This is a genomic window from Streptomyces sp. CA-250714, from assembly GCF_050936705.1.
GTDB lineage: Bacteria > Actinomycetota > Actinomycetes > Streptomycetales > Streptomycetaceae > Streptomyces.
The window spans coordinates 970604-985966 of sequence record NZ_JBNJMI010000001.1; the positions used below are offsets into that span (position 1 = coordinate 970604).

Consider the following 15363-nt stretch of genomic DNA (forward strand, 5'->3'; position numbering starts at 1 on the left):
TCCGGGGGGGATCAGGACCATGGGCGAGGAACCGGACAACCTCAACGAGCCGGCGAGCCGGGCGGAGAAGTGGCCGGGCCTGTCCGCCGCGGCTGCCGAGCAGCACACCGCGGTCGTGGTCGCGGACCGGTTCGACCAGATCGCATGGCGCGACACCTATGCGCAGTCGGCCGGGCTACGTGAGCTGGCCGAGGAGCTGAACGAGCGCTACGACTACGCCACCGATCTCCTGACCGATGCGTTCCTGGCCGCCTACAAGATCGGCCCGCGGTTGCGCGAGCGCGCGGAGATGGACCCCTGCCGACTGGTCAACCACCAGGTCATCACCTCTCTGACGGCGTCGGTGGAGTTCGTCGAGCTGCGCCGGGAGACGGTCGGCGACCCCTACGCCGCCGCCATGAGCGTGCTCGCCCAGGCCGCCGAGCTGCGTCGGATGCTGGAGCGCTCCCGGGAGGCCCAGGAACGGGCCGAGCACGCGAAGAAGACCCAGCAGGACGCCATGGGGGTACCCCTGGGGGCACCTCCCGGCCGAAGGCTGGGGGATGAGCCCGGGGCTTGGGACAGCGGGGCGACCGCCGTGGGCGAGGCGCTGCGGCAGACCGCCGACGGGGCGGACTGGTCAGCCGGGGCCGGCACCATGCCGGGCCCGGCGGCCGACGCCGTACAACAGGCGATCGAGGCTGCCGAGACCGCTGCTCAGCTGGCCGCCCAGGCCCTCGCGGCTGCGGCTCCCGGCATCCGTGCTGCCGCGCGGAATGCCTCGGCGAAGGCCGCCGAGGCCGTGCGGGAGGAGGCCGCGTTGATGCGGGCATGGGGGGTCGATTCCGGCCAACTGGAGCGGTTGTCGTACGACCGACGCGCCCAGCTCGCCGAGCGGCTCCGCACCAGCCGTCTCGCACATTGGGCCGAACTGATCGGCCGGTTCCGGCAGATGGCCGGCGGCGAGCGTGCCCGCAAGGTGGAGAACGCCACCGGGGAGCTGGTCGGCGTCACGCTCGGCGACGACCTCTCCCGCGTCATCCCCTCCGAGCTGGCGGGCCTCGGCCTGCCCGAGCTGCGTGCGGTGTTCGCCACGCGCTACGCCGCCGGGGAGCTGATGCTCTACGACAGCCAGGGAGAGCAGAGCACCGGCCAGGGCGCCATCATCGCGTGCGTGGACACCTCGCACTCCATGTACGAGGCCGGTCCCGGCGGAGTCACCAGGGAGGCGTGGGCAAAGGCGTGCGCCCTGGCGCTGCTGGATCAGGCCCGCCACGCCAAGCGTGACTTCGTCGGCATCCTGTTCTCCGCCGCCGACAAGATCCAGGTCTTCCGCTTCCCGGCCGACCGGCCCGCCGACATCGCCCAGGTCCTCGACTTCGCGGAGACGTTCCTCGGCGGCGGCACCAGCTACCAGACGCCGCTGACAGCGGCCGGTGAACTGCTGGAGGAGGAGTTCAACGGCGCTGCCCGTACGCGCGGCGACGTCGTGCTGCTCACCGACGACGAATGCGATGTCACAGAGGAATGGATGCGCGGCTGGAAGGACGCCAAACGCCTGCTGGGCTTCCGCGTCTTCGGCGTGGCCATCGGCGCCCCGCCAGCCGCCGAAGCCGGCTCTGTCCTGGACGCCCTGTGCGACAACCTTCGCTCCGTCGAGGACCTCGGCGACGTGCACGCCGCCGCCGACCTCTTCCGCGTGATCTGACCCCGCCGTCGGCTGCCCCGAGAAGGTCGGCATAGAGGGCTGGGTGAGGTTGTTGATGGCCCGTCATGTGGAAACCATGGTGAACTTTTCCTCCGGGCCGGTCATCGAACCGCGTACGGCACGGGAAAGTCGAGCCAGGGGGCGGGGCCCGGCTCCCCGCACGGGGCGTACATTCACGATGGGATGATCAGGAAGTGGCGGCAGTGAGGGAACAGCAGCAGGACGCGGTGGGGGCGACCGAAAGGTCCATACGGACCGGGTGTGTCCGAGCGCGCATGGACAGAAGCACGCGCCTCGCAGCGGTCGTTGCGGTGGGGCTGGCAGCGGTCCTGCTGACTGGATGCGGCAAGGAGGGGGCGGGTACGTCCGCGCCCAAGAAGGTGGCCGGAGAAGCAGCACCCGTGCCCGGTGACTCCTCCAAGGACAAGTCGGGGAAGAAGAGCGCCTCCCCTTCGTCGCCGTCGAAGTCCCGTAACGGCGACAAGGAGGACCGCGAGGGGCCGCCCGACTCGTCGGGGAACGACGGCACGAGCTCCTCCGGGTCGGCGACGGGAGGCTCCGGGCCCGGGACACCCACGTCCGCCTCGTGCAGAACCTCTGATCTCGCGCTGAGCACCGCGAACGGCATGGGCGAGGGCAGCCTCCTGGTGAACTTCAGGAACACCGGGTCTGCCGCTTGCACCCTCAAAGGTTTCCCCGGAGTCGACCTCCAGACCGAGGGCGGCGGCTCCCTCAACGCCGCCCGCAACAACGCCGCGGCTCCGGCGGTCAGCATCGAACCCGGCGAGGCAACCCACTTCACCCTCAACTACCCGCCGAACGACTCCGGCGGCAGCGGCGTGGACGTCACCGGTCTCGTGGTCACACCGCCCAACGAGACCACCTCGAAGACCGTGCCCGCCAGCATCAACCTGCCCGTCTCCGACAGCCCCGACTCCTCGATCACGGTGAGCCCTGTCGGCGCCGGCTAGGCAGTGTCCGTAGTTCCGGTATAGGGGTGCTCCTGCGCCCGACGCGCGCCGCGCCCGTTCGGGGCGCCCCCCCTGCACTTGAGGAAGCAGGGCTGGCAAGTGCTGCTGCACGCGGGGCAGTTGTGGTTTTGTAATCAACAAGTGAAGGTTCGGGGCTGGTTTCCGAAATATGCCGATGCCATGATTCCCTCACCTGGCCGACAGGTTCTTCACGGGATGGGCCAGGGGGACACCATTCAGTGAGAGAACAAGGAAATACAGATGACACGTGCAAGACGTGCAGGGACCGTCGTCGGCACGGCTCTCGGCGCTGTCGCCGCTGTCGCCTTGACGGCGAGCCCGGCCAACGCCGTCGCCGCCTGGGGATCGACGACCAATGGTGAGGGCAGCGGCTTCTTCGAGAACTGGCCCAACCGCCAGAACTACCCCGACCTGGCCGGCGCCCAGGACAAGAAGAAGGACGGGCTGAGCGTCGTGATCCGCTGGGAGTCCGACCGGGGCACGAAGGGCGAGTGCGCGGACCGGAACGGTGCGAACAACGGCACCAAATCGTGCACCGTCACGGGGCTGAACCAGAGCGGCTACGTGACTTTCAAGGTCTGCGCGAGGAACTACAGCAACGACATCGGGTACATCAACTGCTCGTACCCGGACAGGCACCCCCTCACCCCGTGAGCCATCGCCTCCCCGGCGGTGTGACCTAGCACAGGTCACAGGGCACGCCGCTGAGCCAGGCCCCGAAGGACAGCAGCAGATGCTGTCCTTCGGGGCCTTCGCCCTCTACCCCGCCGCCCGGCCGGTGAACGCCGAGGGCGATCGCGCGGTCAGCTCCGTACTCCGGGGACTCATAGTTCGTCCTGCGAATTATAAAAGAGTCCGGTGTTACCCTGGCCGAGTGGATAAGCATGATGATGGACAGATGGGGGTTGCGGACGCGCTGGTGCGGTGCTCGTACTTGGTGAATGTGGTGTACGCCGAATCCGCGCGGGAGCATGGACTGACCTCGCAGCAGGGGCAGTTGCTGTGTGTGCTGATGGCACGGTCGTACGGCATGAGCGAGTTGGGGGCGACGCTGAGGCTGGCCAAGTCGAGCCTCACCGGTCTGGTGGACCGCACCGAGCGCAACGGCCTGGTGCGGCGTGAGCCGGATCCGCAGGACACGCGTGCGGCGCGGGTCTCGCTCACCGCGCACGGCAGCAGGCTGGCAGGCGAGTTCTACGCCGTGACCTGCAGGCGGATGGAGGAGTTGCCGGCGAACCTCAGCCATGACGAGCGCAACACGCTCACCAGCCTGCTGGGCCGCGTCGTGCTGGACAACGAGGTTCCGGTCGTCTTCTTGAAGTCGGACGAGGGAGCCCCTGCCGCCCGCAAGTGCTGAAGTCGGCACCACGCCCTCCGCAGGGATTTGTGGTTCGTACTACGAACTAATATGGTTCGCAGTACGAACTTACTTCTTCGTCTGTCTGTGGAGCGTGAAATCATGAGCCGTACAGTCGTGGTCATCGGTGGCGGCTACGGGGGCGCCGCAGTTGCCAAAGCTCTGGAGTCCGAGGCCGATGTCGTCCTCATCGATCCTCGGGAGGCATTCGTCAACGCGGCCGCATCGCTGCGGGCGCTGACCCGGCCCGACTGGGCGGGCAACATGTTCTTCCCCTTCGAGACGCTGCTCACGCAGGGCACGGTGATCCGCGACCGCGCTGTCTCCGTGGACCCGGGCGGTGTCACCCTCGCCTCGGGCGAGCGCGTCGCGGCGGACCACCTGGTCCTGGCCACCGGCTCCAGCTACGCCTACCCGGCCAAGCCCGACTCCGACTCGGTCGGTGAGGCGCTGGACGACCTCCGCCGTACGCACAAGGAACTGCTCCAGGCCGACAGGGTGCTGATTCTCGGCGCCGGTCCCGTCGGCCTGGAACTGGCCGGGGAGATCAAGGAGTTCTGGCCGGACAAGCACGTGACCATCGTCGACCCGGCCGAGGAGCTGCTTCCCGGATTCCAGCCGGAGATGGTCGAGGACCTGCGCGGCCAGCTCGACGCCCGGGGCATTGAGGTGCGCCTCAACACCGGCCTGGCTGCGGCGCCGAGCACCGAGGCCGGCCGGGCCGGCGCGTTCACCGTCGCCACCACCGGCGGGGACCGGATCACGGCCGACATCTGGTTCCGTGCCTACGGGACGAGCACCAACAGCGACTACCTGGCCGACGGCAAGCTCACGCCCCGTACGCCACAGGGCCAGGTTCCCGTGACCGCGCTCCTCAACGTCAAGGGGTACGACCACGTCTACGCGGTCGGTGACATCACCGATGTCGCGGAGGCCAAGATGGCCGCCAACGCGATGCAGCACGCGGAGGTCGTCGTCGAGAACATCACCGCCCAGCTGAACGGCGAGCAGCCCACGGCCACTTACGAGCCCTCGCCCTTCCCCGCGATCCTGCTCCCGCTCGGCGTGAACGGCGGCGTCGGACAGCTGCCCTCCGACGAGGGCCCCTCCGTCGCACCCGCCGCGATGGTCTCCGAGTACAAGGGCGCGGATCTGTTCACCAGCCGCTTCATCGAACAGTTCGGCCCCACCGCCTGAACCGCTCCCGCCAGCCGCGCCGAACGGGACCGAGCCCGCGCCCGGGGCGTACGCCGGTGATCCGACCCGGACGCTGAACGCGAGCAACGTAGGCGCTCGCGTCCGGGGCAGTCGCCGACATCCCCATGGCACGACGGTGCAGCCGCGGACCCCCCCCCCGTCGCGGAACGACCGGCGACGTAACCCATCGAATGAAAGGCAGAGCATTGTCTGTTCAAAAAGTCGTCTTCGGTTTCGGCGCGCACAGCACCATCGACGACGGGCCGGAGTTGCTGCGTACGGTGCAGCAGGCCGATCGCGACGGGCTCGACCACTTCTCCCTCTCCGACCATCCCTACATCGGCGAACGCCTGGATGCCTACGCCTCCCTCGGCTTCCTCCTCGGACGCACGGAGCACATCTCGGGCTTCGCCAACGTCACCAACCTGCCGACCCGGCCTGCTCCCATGCTGGCCCGGACGGTGACGACGCTCTCGGCGCTCTCGGGCGGCCGCATCGTGCTCGGTATGGGGGCGGGAGGGCTGTGGAACCGGATCGCCGCCATGGGGGTGCCACGGCTCTCACCGGGCGAGGCCGTGGACGCCTTCGAGGAGGCGATCGTCCTGGTCAAATCGCTGTCGGGCGGCGGTCCGCCGGTCACCTACTCGGGGCGCCACTACCAGGTGGACGAGATCGAGCCGTCTCCGGTGGCCGCACCCCCGGTGTGGGCCGGTTCGGTCGGCCCGAAATCCTTGGCTGCCACCGGCCGGGTGGCCGACGGCTGGATCCCGGGCCATGCGGCGGATTGGCTCAGCGAGCGCTACCGGACATCGCGCCCTGTCATCGACGAGGCGGCAGCGGCCGTGGGCCGCGACCCGCGCGAGATCCGCACGGTCTTCAACTTCACCGGACGCATCACCGACCGACCGCTGCCAGCCACGCGTGCTGCTGACGGGCGCTGGATCGGCGGCTCCGTCGACCAGTGGGTCGAGGAATTGACCGGCGCCGTCCTGGAACACGGCGCCTCGGGCTTCACGCTGTTCTCTGCAGAGGGCGGAATGCAGGATGCCGTCTCCCTCCGCCGCTGGGCCGGCGAAATCGTTCCAGCCGTACGGGAAGCGGTCGCGAGGGAGAGCAGTCGCCCGATCCGGCGACGAGGAGCCGCATAGTAGTCGATGAACACATACAGTGCCGCCAGAAGGGCGCCCAGGTCGGAAGTCACACTCAGGCCAACCGGCGCCCTTCTCCCTCCTCTGGGCATGGCCGCCAGCTCTGCTTTCAACGTGTTCAACGCATCCGCGCCCTCTGCGGGTTGCCGTCTTCCTCTTGCCAGTGAGACAGGTGGAAATACGGGAGGGCCGCACGGTGGTACGCGGCACAACCACCCATCGCGCCACCCGGCGATGCCCAGGGACTGCGTCACGGCGCGCCGGGTACGCGGACGCGAGGAGGACAACGGCTCCTGCGGGCGTGGCGCCGCGTCGGGCGGGCTTGCGGAGCGCGGTTGGAGGTCCGATGAGCTACACGACAGCGGTAACTCCGGGGGCACTCCCGTTGATCGGCCATGCGTGGCCGTTGATGCGCCGCCCCATGCGGTTCGCGGGGTCATTGTCCGGCCATGGTGATCTGGTGGAGGTTCGCCTGGGTCCGGTGCGAGCCTATGTTCCCTGCCATCCCGACCTGCTGTGGCAGGTGTTGACGGACGACCGTACGTTCGACAAGGGAGGTCCGTTCTTCGACCGGGTGCGCAGCACGATCGGCAACGGGGTCGGCAGCTGCCCGTACCACCAGCACCGCAGACAGCGTCGGCTCATCCAGCCCTCCTTCCACCCCGAGCGACTGGAGCGGTACGCGACGGTGATGGAGCAGGAGGCTGCCGCGCTGACGGACGACTGGGAGGACGGGCAGGTCGTCGACGTCTACCGGGCCTTGTACGGCACCGCCCTGCGTACGGTGCTGCGCAGCCTGTTCGCCACACAGTTCGACGCCGAGGCGGTGGCCGGGTTCCGGGAGTCGGTGGAGACGGTGCTCAACCAGCTCACCGCCCGGATGTTCCTGCCGCGAACGCTGCAGCGGCTGCCGCTGCCGGTCAACCGCAGGTTCGACCGCGCCGTGGCCGACCTACGGCGCGGCATCGAGGACCTGGTCGCCGAGTACCGGCGTGGCGGCACGGACCGCGGAGATCTGCTCTCCGCTCTCATCGCCGCACGCGACGAGACAGCACCCGACGAGGCCGCGCCCGACGAGGCCGCGTCCGACGAGGCCGCGTCCGACGAGGCCGCGTCCGGCGGCGGCAGCCTGGGCGACACCGAGATCCATGACCAGGTGCTGACCATGCTGGCCGCCGGTTCCGACAGCGTCGCCGCAGCCGTGTCCTGGGCGCTGTACCTGCTCGACCGCAGCCCCGAAGTGCTGACCCGGCTCCACCGGGAGGTCGACACGGTGCTCGGCGGCAGGCCCGCGAACGGCGGGGAGGTGCCCGATCTGCCGTACACAGGGCAGGTGATCACGGAGGCGCTGCGCCTGTATCCGCCGGGCTGGCTGTTCACGCGTGTGACCACCGAGCGGACGGAACTGGGCGGGCACCAGCTGCCACCCGGCACCACCGTGGCGTTCTGCGCCCCGGCGGTGCACCGGCGCGCGGGGCTGTATGACCGCCCCGATGCCTTCGACCCGGACCGGTGGCTGCCCGAGCGCGCCCGTGCCCTGCCCAAAGGGGCCTTCGCCGCCTTCGGCGGCGGAGCCCGCAAGTGCGCCGGTGACGCCTTCGGCCGCACCGAGAGCACGCTGTTGCTCGCCACCATCGTCGGCCGGTGGCGGCTGCGACGCGCTCCCGGCAGCGACGTCCGCCCGGTAGCCCTGTCCACCGCGCTGCGTCCCCGCCGTCTGCTGATGGAGATCTCCGCCCGGGACGCGCGTACAGCGGAGGACGGGCAGTCATGACCGCCACGGCATCCCACGTCAAGGCCAGGCACCCCATGGCAACGCCCCCAGCACCCCACCGCGAGGCACCGCATGCGAACCGCCGACACGCTGGTGATCGAACTCCCGCCCCGCTACTGCCCGCTGCCCACCGCCCGGCACCCTGATGAGGCCGTTCTGGCGCGGCGTACAGCCGACTGGATCAACCAGTTCGCGCCAGGGCTGACACCCCGGCAACAGACCCGTATGCGCGGCAACGACTGTCCCGGCTTCTACGGGCGGATCATGCCCCGGGCCCCGGCCGACCGGCTGCAACTGGCGGTGGACTGGTGCACTTTGATGTTCCACGTCGACGATGTGCACGACGAAGGACCCGCCGCCGATCGCGCGGGCCGGTTCGCGGACCTGGCCACCAGGCTCGTACGGGTTCTGGAGGCTCCCGACGCGCGGGTGGGCAGGCCCGAGGACATTTTGACGCCGCCGACGCGGGAATTGGCGCTCCGAGCGCACCAGTGGGCCACCCCCACCCAGATACGGCGCTGCGCCGAAACACACCGAGCCTGGTTCCTCGCCATGCTGTGGGAGTTCGGCCACCGCGCCGCACAGACCACACCGGCGCTCAACGACTACGCCCACCTACGCCAGCACACCGCGGCGGGCGCCGCCACGCTGGTCTGGTCGGAGATCATCGACGGGGAAGAGATACCCGACCGGGAGCTGTCCTCCCCTCTCGTGCGGGCCCTGACCGAACTCGCCTTCACCACCGCCGCGTTCGACGACGACCTCTTCTCCTACGGCAAGGAACTGTGGGTGGCCCGCGCCGAAGGCACCCCGCCATCGGGACTCGGCCTTGTGGAGATCCTGCGCCGGGAGCGCAGCTGCTCCCAGCGCGAAGCACTGCAGGTTGCAACGGAGTTGTGCAACCGGCTGACCCACCGCTACATCGAGCTCCGCGAACGGGCCGCCCCACGCGCAAGCGGCCCCCTGCGCGCCTATCTGGACCACCTCGACCACCTGCTGCCCGGAAACCTCGAATGGGGCCTGAACGCCGACCGCTACCGCAATCCCGACGGCCGTTCACCCGGTGCCGTCGTCACCACCGGCTCCTTGACGCAGGCCCCACCCGCCGACACTTCCCCACCGCCGATCCCCTCCATCACCTGGTGGTGGGACCCCCTCCACCAGTGAAGCACCGCGAAGCCAAGGAGGCCTCATGAGCCATATGAGCCACGTGGGTCATATGAGCCACATGACCCCCGCAACCGCGGCCGACGCCTTCCTCGCCGAGACCCGCAGCCGCGTCGAGACCCTGCTGAACGGCTTTCTGGCCCACAAAGCGCGCACCGCCGCCACCGCCCCTAGGAAGGAACTGGTCGAGCTGCTCGGCGAGTTCCTCCGCGGAGGCAAACGCTTGCGCCCATTGCTGTGCATGACCGGCTGGCACGCCGCCACCGGGGAAGGAGACCCCACCCCGGTCACGCGCCTGGCCGCCTCCCTGGAGCTCTTCCATGCCTTCGCTCTCATCCACGACGATGTCATGGACGCCTCCGACGTCCGCCGCGGACGCCCCACCGTCCACCGCACCCTGGCCGGACGCTCGCCCAGCACCCGCGGCGGCGACGTGGCCGAACGGTTCGGCACCAATGCCGCAATCCTCCTCGGCGACCTCGCCTTGACCTGGTCCGACGAACTCCTGCACACCACCGACCTGCCCGAACCCCGGCGCGGCGCCGTCCTGGAGTGCCTGGACACCATGCGCACCGAGGTCATGACCGGGCAGTATCTGGACCTGCTCACCACCGGCGGCTCCGCTCCGGACATCGATACGGCCCTGTCCGTGGCCCGGAAGAAGACGGCCTCCTACACCGTCGAACGCCCCCTGCACCTCGGAGCCCTGCTCGCCGATCCCCCGCAGTCCGTACTGGAGGCGTGTACCGCCTACGGCATTCCCCTTGGTGAGGCATTCCAACTGCGGGATGACCTCCTCGGCGTCTTCGCCGGTCCGGGCAGGACCGGCAAGCCCTGCCTGGACGACCTGCGCGACGGCAAGAACACCGTCCTGCTCTCCCTCGCCTTCGCACGCGCCACCCCTGCGCAGGCCGACCGCCTGCGCGCCCTGGTCGGCCGGCCCGGTCTCACCGAGGAGACGGCCGGGGAGATCCGCGCCATCCTCACCACCACCGGAGCCCGCGCCGGCGTCGAGGACATGATCAACGCCAGACACCGCCAGGCCCTGTCAGCCCTTGAGACCGCCCCCTTCCCGCCCGCCGCCACCCAGGTCCTCACCCAACTCGCCGACAAAGCCGTACTCCGAGCCCTCTGATCGCCGCTGACCACTCATTCATCCAGGTGGTGTCCGGCGGACTTTGCCGGGCCCTCTCCGTGGCTTGTCGCGCCGTTCCCCGCGCCCCTTACGGCGCGCGTGCTTCCGTTGGTTCTTGAACGCACTGCGGTCTGGACCAAAGCCTTGACGGCTCGATGCGGTGCGCTTACAACAAGTCTTCAAGAAAGTCCGGAGCCTGCCGCCCGCACCGCGTGCACTCCGTTGATGTTTTGTCATGCGCAAGCCCTCCGTCCACTCCCCCACGAAAGGACGGGCTGACGTGAGACTCTCCTGGCGAAGCCGCACCGCTGTGTGCGGTGTTTCCCTGTTGTGCTGCGTTGCCGCGACGCTGCTGCCCACCGCCGCGTCGGCGGCCGACGGCAAGGACACCGGCCGCACCGGCACCGGCACACAAGCGGTCGTCTTCTCCGACGACTTCGACGGACCCGCCGGCGCTCCGGTCGACAGCGGCAAGTGGCAGACCGAAACCGGCGACAACGTCAACAATCATGAGCGGCAGTACTACACCCCGGGCACCGACAACGCCGCGCTCGACGGCAAGGGCAACCTTGTCATCACAGTGCGCAAGGAGAACCCCGGCAACTACCAGTGCTGGTACGGCAGGTGTGAGTACACCTCGGCGCGGCTGAACACCGCGGGCAAGTTCACGCAGACCCACGGCCACGTGGAGGCGCGTATCAAAGTGCCGCGCGGCCAGGGGATGTGGCCGGCGTTCTGGATGCTCGGTGACGACATCGGCAGCGTCGGCTGGCCCGCCTGCGGGGAGATCGACGTGATGGAGAACGTCGGTTTCGAGCCGGGTACGGTGCACGGCACCCTGCACGGTCCGGGCTACTCCGGATCGGGCGGCATCGGCGCCGGATACACCCTGCCCGACGGCGCGGACTTCGCCGACGACTTCCACACCTTTGCCATCGACTGGTCCCCCGGCTCCATCAGTTGGTCGGTGGACGGGCACGTCTACCAGACGCGTACGCCCGCCGACGTCGGCGGCAACCCGTGGGTGTTCGACAAGCCGTTCTTCCTGACCCTCAACCTCGCCGTGGGCGGCTACTGGCCCGGCGACCCGGACGGCTCCACGAGCTTCCCGCAGCAGATGACCGTCGACTACGTGCGGGTCACCACCAACGGCTGACCCGCACCGCCCAGGCGCCCGCACCCCCTCCCGGGTGCCCGCACTCCGGCCCAAGTGCGGGCACCCGGCGGTCGCGCGCCCCCCAGTTGACTCAGGCCGTCTTGGGGGTGGCGCGCATTCCGATGTAGACGCAGGGTGTGCCGTCGGCCAGGTGGGAGAAGACGACCGGGACCGCTTCGGGGCCGAAGGAGCTGCCGCAGGCGGCGAACACGGTGTCGGACACGGGAATCAGGTCGGCCTCCAGCGGCGGCGAGAAGTCCTTCATGCCGTCGACGAATTCATAGCGGATCCGTGCGCTGCCGTCGTCGTCGCGGCTGATCGTCGTGATCACGCCTTCCCGCCGGTAGGTGCCGACCATGGGGCTGATGTCCACAGCGGGCGGGTTCGCCGGCGGAGCGAACGGCTCGGGCATGCGCACCGCGGCCAGTTCGCTGAGCAGTTCACTGAGCAGGTCGTGGTAGAGGCCGTTGACTCCACCGCCGTTGGTCAGCAGTACGACGGCCACCCCGGCGTGCGGCACGACCCGCAGGAACGAGTGCTGGGCGACGGCGCTGCCGTCGTGCCCGAATCCGGGGGTGCCGTCCCAGTCGTAGAGGGTCCAGCCGAGGCCCCAGCCGTCGGCGGAGACGGTCCATTTGTCGGGGCTGTCGACGACGCGGCGCTGCATGGCGGCGACGGCGTCTGCGGACAGCACGCGTGTGCCGTCGGGCGCGAGGCCGCCGTCCAGGTGCATTTTCGCGAAGCGTGCGACGTCGCCCGCGGAGATGATGACGCGTCCGTAAGGTCCGGCGGAGCGGGGCATCAGGTCCCATGCGTGCGCGGGTTCGGGTTCCTGGCCCGGCTCGCCCAGGTGGCTCATGGCCGTCCGGAAACGCAACGCCTCCTCCGGCAGGGTCACCGAGTGCTCCAGGCCGAGCGGGGTGAACAGCAGGTCCCGCAACGCCTTGTCCCATGTGGTACCGGTCACGACCTCGATCACCCGGCCCAGCACCGCGTAGCCGACGCTGCTGTAGGACAGCCCAGTGCCGGGCGGGCAGTCGAGGGCCACGTCGCCCGCTGCTTCGACGTAGCGGGCGAGGCAGTCGTCGCCCCGACCGGAGTCGTAGGTGAAGTCGCAGGTGAGCCCGCCGGTGTGGCTGAGGAGCTGTCGTATGGTGATGGCCTTGGTCGCCGCCGGGTCCGGCGTGGCGAATTCCGGCAGCACCTCGGCCACCGGCGCGTCGAGGTCGAGCGCGCCGTTGTCGACGAGCCGCATCACAGCGGTGGCCGTGTAGACCTTGGCGAGCGAGCCGGACAGGAAGACGGAGTCGGTGGTGACCTCGACGCCGGTGCCCCGGTGCAGGACGCCGCTGGCGAGTTCATGGATCTGTCCGCCGGTCAGGACGGCCAGCGTGGCGCCCGGAACGTGGTGGGCGGCGCACAGGGTGTCGAGGCGGGCCTGCCAATGAGCATGGTCGAAGTTCATGATCTCTCCAGGTTTCCGGGCAGGACGGGGCAGCCACCCGGCACGGAACCGGCGGCAGGCGACCGTGGGTTGTCAGAGTGTGGAGCGCGTCAGGATTTCCGGGCGGCGCGCAGGGCGTTGACGCGGGATTGCCATTCGCCCGTGAGGGCGGGCATCTTCTCGGCGAGGAACTTGGCGAACTCGGCCATCTCCTCCAGGCGGGCCCGCCGCTCGGCGGACTCACCGCTCATCACTTCCAGCCCTCGGCGCGCCAGCGCGTCGAGAGCCGTGTACTCGGCCTGGTTGTCGAGCAGTTGTTGCCAGACCTCGGGGTCGAGGCGCACGCGGTCGACTCGCTCACCCGCGGCGCGCGTCCGCTGGATCCATGACCAGGCTTCGAGCTCACCGATCGCGCTCGTCACCGCGGTGCGGCTGGCCCGCAGGGCGGTGCTGATCTCGGCGATGGTCTGCTGCGGGGGCTCGCACAGCAACAGCCACCCGATCACTCGCCCGGTCATCGGCGGCAGACCGTACTGCCGCGCGAAGTGGCGGCCGGCCTCGTCGGCGAATCCGAGCTCCCAGTCATCAGCCATGACCAGGAGATTACGTGGATGACTGAGATGACGCAAATTTGCGTCATCTCAGTCATCCATAGCGTACCCGCGCCGCTCAACCCGCCCCGTGCTGCGCCGCGGCGGTTCCGGGCCGGTGCGCACGCTCGTTCCGTGCCGCGACCACCCGGCAGGACGGTAAGGGCAGCCGCTCACCCGCCGGCGCCCAATCCGCGCACAACTCGTCGACCACGCGGCGCGTCACGTGCGGCATGGCGATCAACTGCGCCCGCTGTCCCTCCACCGAGAGACGCCAGCGTCGGCGCACCTCCTCCGGTGGCCGGTCGAACGTGACGGCAAGCGCGTGCGGCTGCCGCTGCGGGCGCGCCCCCACGGCGGTCAGCGACGCCATCGCGTACTCGGCGGTGTCCTGGCAGCGGTGCACCAGGTCGCGCAGCCCGGAGGTGCCCAACTGGCGCAGCCGCTTCCAAAGCAGCACAGCGGCCAGCCCACTGCGGGAGCAGGCCAGCGTGTGGTCGCGGGCGCCCACATACTCACCGACCGGAGAGCTCGGCAGCAGGCTCCGCCGGGCCAGCACGATGCCGCACGGCACCGGAGCGCCGAGGAACTTGTGACCGCTGACCGAGACGCTGTCCGCGCCGTCCCGGAAGTTCCAGGCAGGCGGCGGAGAACTGAAAGCCGCCACGATGCCGCCCAGCGCCGCGTCGCTGTGCACATAGCAGGGACCCGCGGCGCCGGCTGCTTCCCGGAGCGCCGGGACGTCGTCGAAGGCTCCGCCCATGGTCGTCCCGGCCGTGGCGAGCACCACCGCGCCCCGGGGCGGGCGTCCGGCCGCGGTGTCCTCGCTGCGCTGGGCCCGGCACAGCGCGGCCAGCGCCTCCGCGTCCATGGTGCCGTCCGGTCGGCAGGGCACGGTGACCAGGCGCATCCGCAGCAGTTCGGCCGCTTTGCGCACGCTGTAGTGCGCCTGCGAGGAGGCGTAGAGGGGCGCGTGCTGGAGCTGCTGGCGTCCCACGTACAGCCCGAAGGTGACGCCTTCGCTGCCGCCGTTGGTCACATACCCGTACGTCGTGTCCGGGTCGCCCTGCGCCAGCTCGGTGAACCAGGTGATGACCTCGCGCTCGAAGTCCTTCGTGTGCACCCCTGAGGCGTCGTCACTGTCGGGGTCGCCGACGTTGTTGGCGAGGGCGGCGAGCAGATGCCCGCTGTCGGAGTCGTCGAAGGCCATGTTGCCGGGGAACCCCAGGAAGTGTTCCCGGGCTTGCGACAGCCGTCGGGAAACCTCCCGCAGCGCCGACGCGGTCTCCTCGGCGGGACAGGGCTTCTCGCCGATACTCAGGTTCGGGTGCGACAGTACGCTCAACTTCGGGTTCCTCGCGTCAGCGCCGGATCGTGGCATGCAGGGCCGGACATGGGTGGGTTCAGTGGTCACTGCTGTGGGTCGAAGCCCGGCACGAGCGGGCGGCACAAAACCGGTTTCCGGTCTCCTCTCCTCCGGCGTCGCACGGCGGTCGGACGACCGCGACCCGGCGCAGGGGCGGGTGCGATGAGCTCATAGGTGACCAGCGGGGCTGGAGTGGCGTGAGTGAGCATGGACGCTGACCAATCAGTGAATAGTCCGGGTCTGGTGGCAGGCAGGCGGCCCGGTCTCGGCGGGCCGGCGAACGAACCGTGATCATCTGATGGAGCCAGGCGCACGGCAAGGCATTGTGACGGGCGGCGCGAGCTTGGGCC

13 protein-coding genes are annotated in these 15363 nt (G+C 69.7%); 10 read left to right on the forward strand and 3 right to left on the reverse strand.

Annotation, left to right across the window (positions count from 1 at the left end):
• Window positions 1-19: 19 nt before the first annotated feature.
• The 10 genes from ACQEU8_RS04435 to ACQEU8_RS04480 all read left to right on the forward strand — a co-directional run bounded on the left by ACQEU8_RS04435 (window position 20) and on the right by ACQEU8_RS04480 (window position 11613).
• Window positions 20-1687, forward strand: coding sequence for a VWA domain-containing protein (locus ACQEU8_RS04435; RefSeq protein WP_433097001.1), 1668 nt, complete (start codon window positions 20-22; stop codon window positions 1685-1687).
• A 275-nt stretch (window positions 1688-1962) separates the two neighbouring features.
• Complete coding sequence (locus ACQEU8_RS04440) at window positions 1963-2658, forward strand: DUF4232 domain-containing protein (RefSeq protein WP_433097003.1); 696 nt, start codon at window positions 1963-1965, stop codon at window positions 2656-2658.
• 261 nt (window positions 2659-2919) lie between these two features.
• Window positions 2920-3333 carry a hypothetical protein gene (locus ACQEU8_RS04445; protein ID WP_433097005.1) on the forward strand — a complete coding sequence of 138 codons (414 nt, stop codon included), beginning with the start codon at window positions 2920-2922 and terminating at the stop codon, window positions 3331-3333.
• Window positions 3334-3577: 244 nt separating this feature from the next.
• Window positions 3578-4036, forward strand: coding sequence for a MarR family winged helix-turn-helix transcriptional regulator (locus tag ACQEU8_RS04450; protein ID WP_433102135.1), 459 nt, complete (start codon window positions 3578-3580; stop codon window positions 4034-4036).
• Window positions 4037-4138: 102 nt separating this feature from the next.
• A complete protein-coding gene (locus tag ACQEU8_RS04455) occupies window positions 4139-5233 on the forward strand; it encodes an NAD(P)/FAD-dependent oxidoreductase (protein WP_433097007.1) in 1095 nt (364 codons plus the stop codon).
• A gap of 206 nt (window positions 5234-5439) precedes the next feature.
• Entirely contained in the window at window positions 5440-6381 is a 942-nt protein-coding gene (locus ACQEU8_RS04460) for an LLM class flavin-dependent oxidoreductase (RefSeq protein ID WP_433097009.1), read from the forward strand.
• Window positions 6382-6727: 346 nt separating this feature from the next.
• Window positions 6728-8155, forward strand: a complete 1428-nt coding sequence (locus ACQEU8_RS04465) for a cytochrome P450 (protein ID WP_433097011.1) — start codon at window positions 6728-6730, stop codon at window positions 8153-8155.
• A gap of 72 nt (window positions 8156-8227) precedes the next feature.
• Entirely contained in the window at window positions 8228-9322 is a 1095-nt protein-coding gene (locus ACQEU8_RS04470; protein ID WP_433097013.1) for a terpene synthase family protein, read from the forward strand.
• 34 nt (window positions 9323-9356) lie between these two features.
• Window positions 9357-10457, forward strand: a complete 1101-nt coding sequence (locus tag ACQEU8_RS04475) for a polyprenyl synthetase family protein (RefSeq protein WP_433102137.1) — start codon at window positions 9357-9359, stop codon at window positions 10455-10457.
• Window positions 10458-10692: 235 nt separating this feature from the next.
• Window positions 10693-11613, forward strand: a complete 921-nt coding sequence (locus ACQEU8_RS04480) for a glycoside hydrolase family 16 protein (protein ID WP_433097015.1) — start codon at window positions 10693-10695, stop codon at window positions 11611-11613.
• A gap of 91 nt (window positions 11614-11704) precedes the next feature.
• On the opposite strand, the gene ACQEU8_RS04485 is transcribed toward ACQEU8_RS04480, so the two are convergent.
• The 3 genes from ACQEU8_RS04485 to ACQEU8_RS04495 all read right to left on the reverse strand — a co-directional run bounded on the left by ACQEU8_RS04485 (window position 11705) and on the right by ACQEU8_RS04495 (window position 14992).
• The gene (locus tag ACQEU8_RS04485) at window positions 11705-13078 is read right to left on the reverse strand and encodes a serine hydrolase domain-containing protein (protein ID WP_433097017.1); all 1374 of its coding nucleotides are present in this window, start codon (window positions 13076-13078) and stop codon (window positions 11705-11707) included.
• 89 nt (window positions 13079-13167) lie between these two features.
• Window positions 13168-13650 carry a GbsR/MarR family transcriptional regulator gene (locus tag ACQEU8_RS04490; RefSeq protein WP_433097019.1) on the reverse strand — a complete coding sequence of 161 codons (483 nt, stop codon included), beginning with the start codon at window positions 13648-13650 and terminating at the stop codon, window positions 13168-13170.
• 76 nt (window positions 13651-13726) lie between these two features.
• A complete protein-coding gene (locus ACQEU8_RS04495; RefSeq protein WP_433097021.1) occupies window positions 13727-14992 on the reverse strand; it encodes a pyridoxal-dependent decarboxylase in 1266 nt (421 codons plus the stop codon).
• Window positions 14993-15363 lie beyond the last annotated feature (371 nt).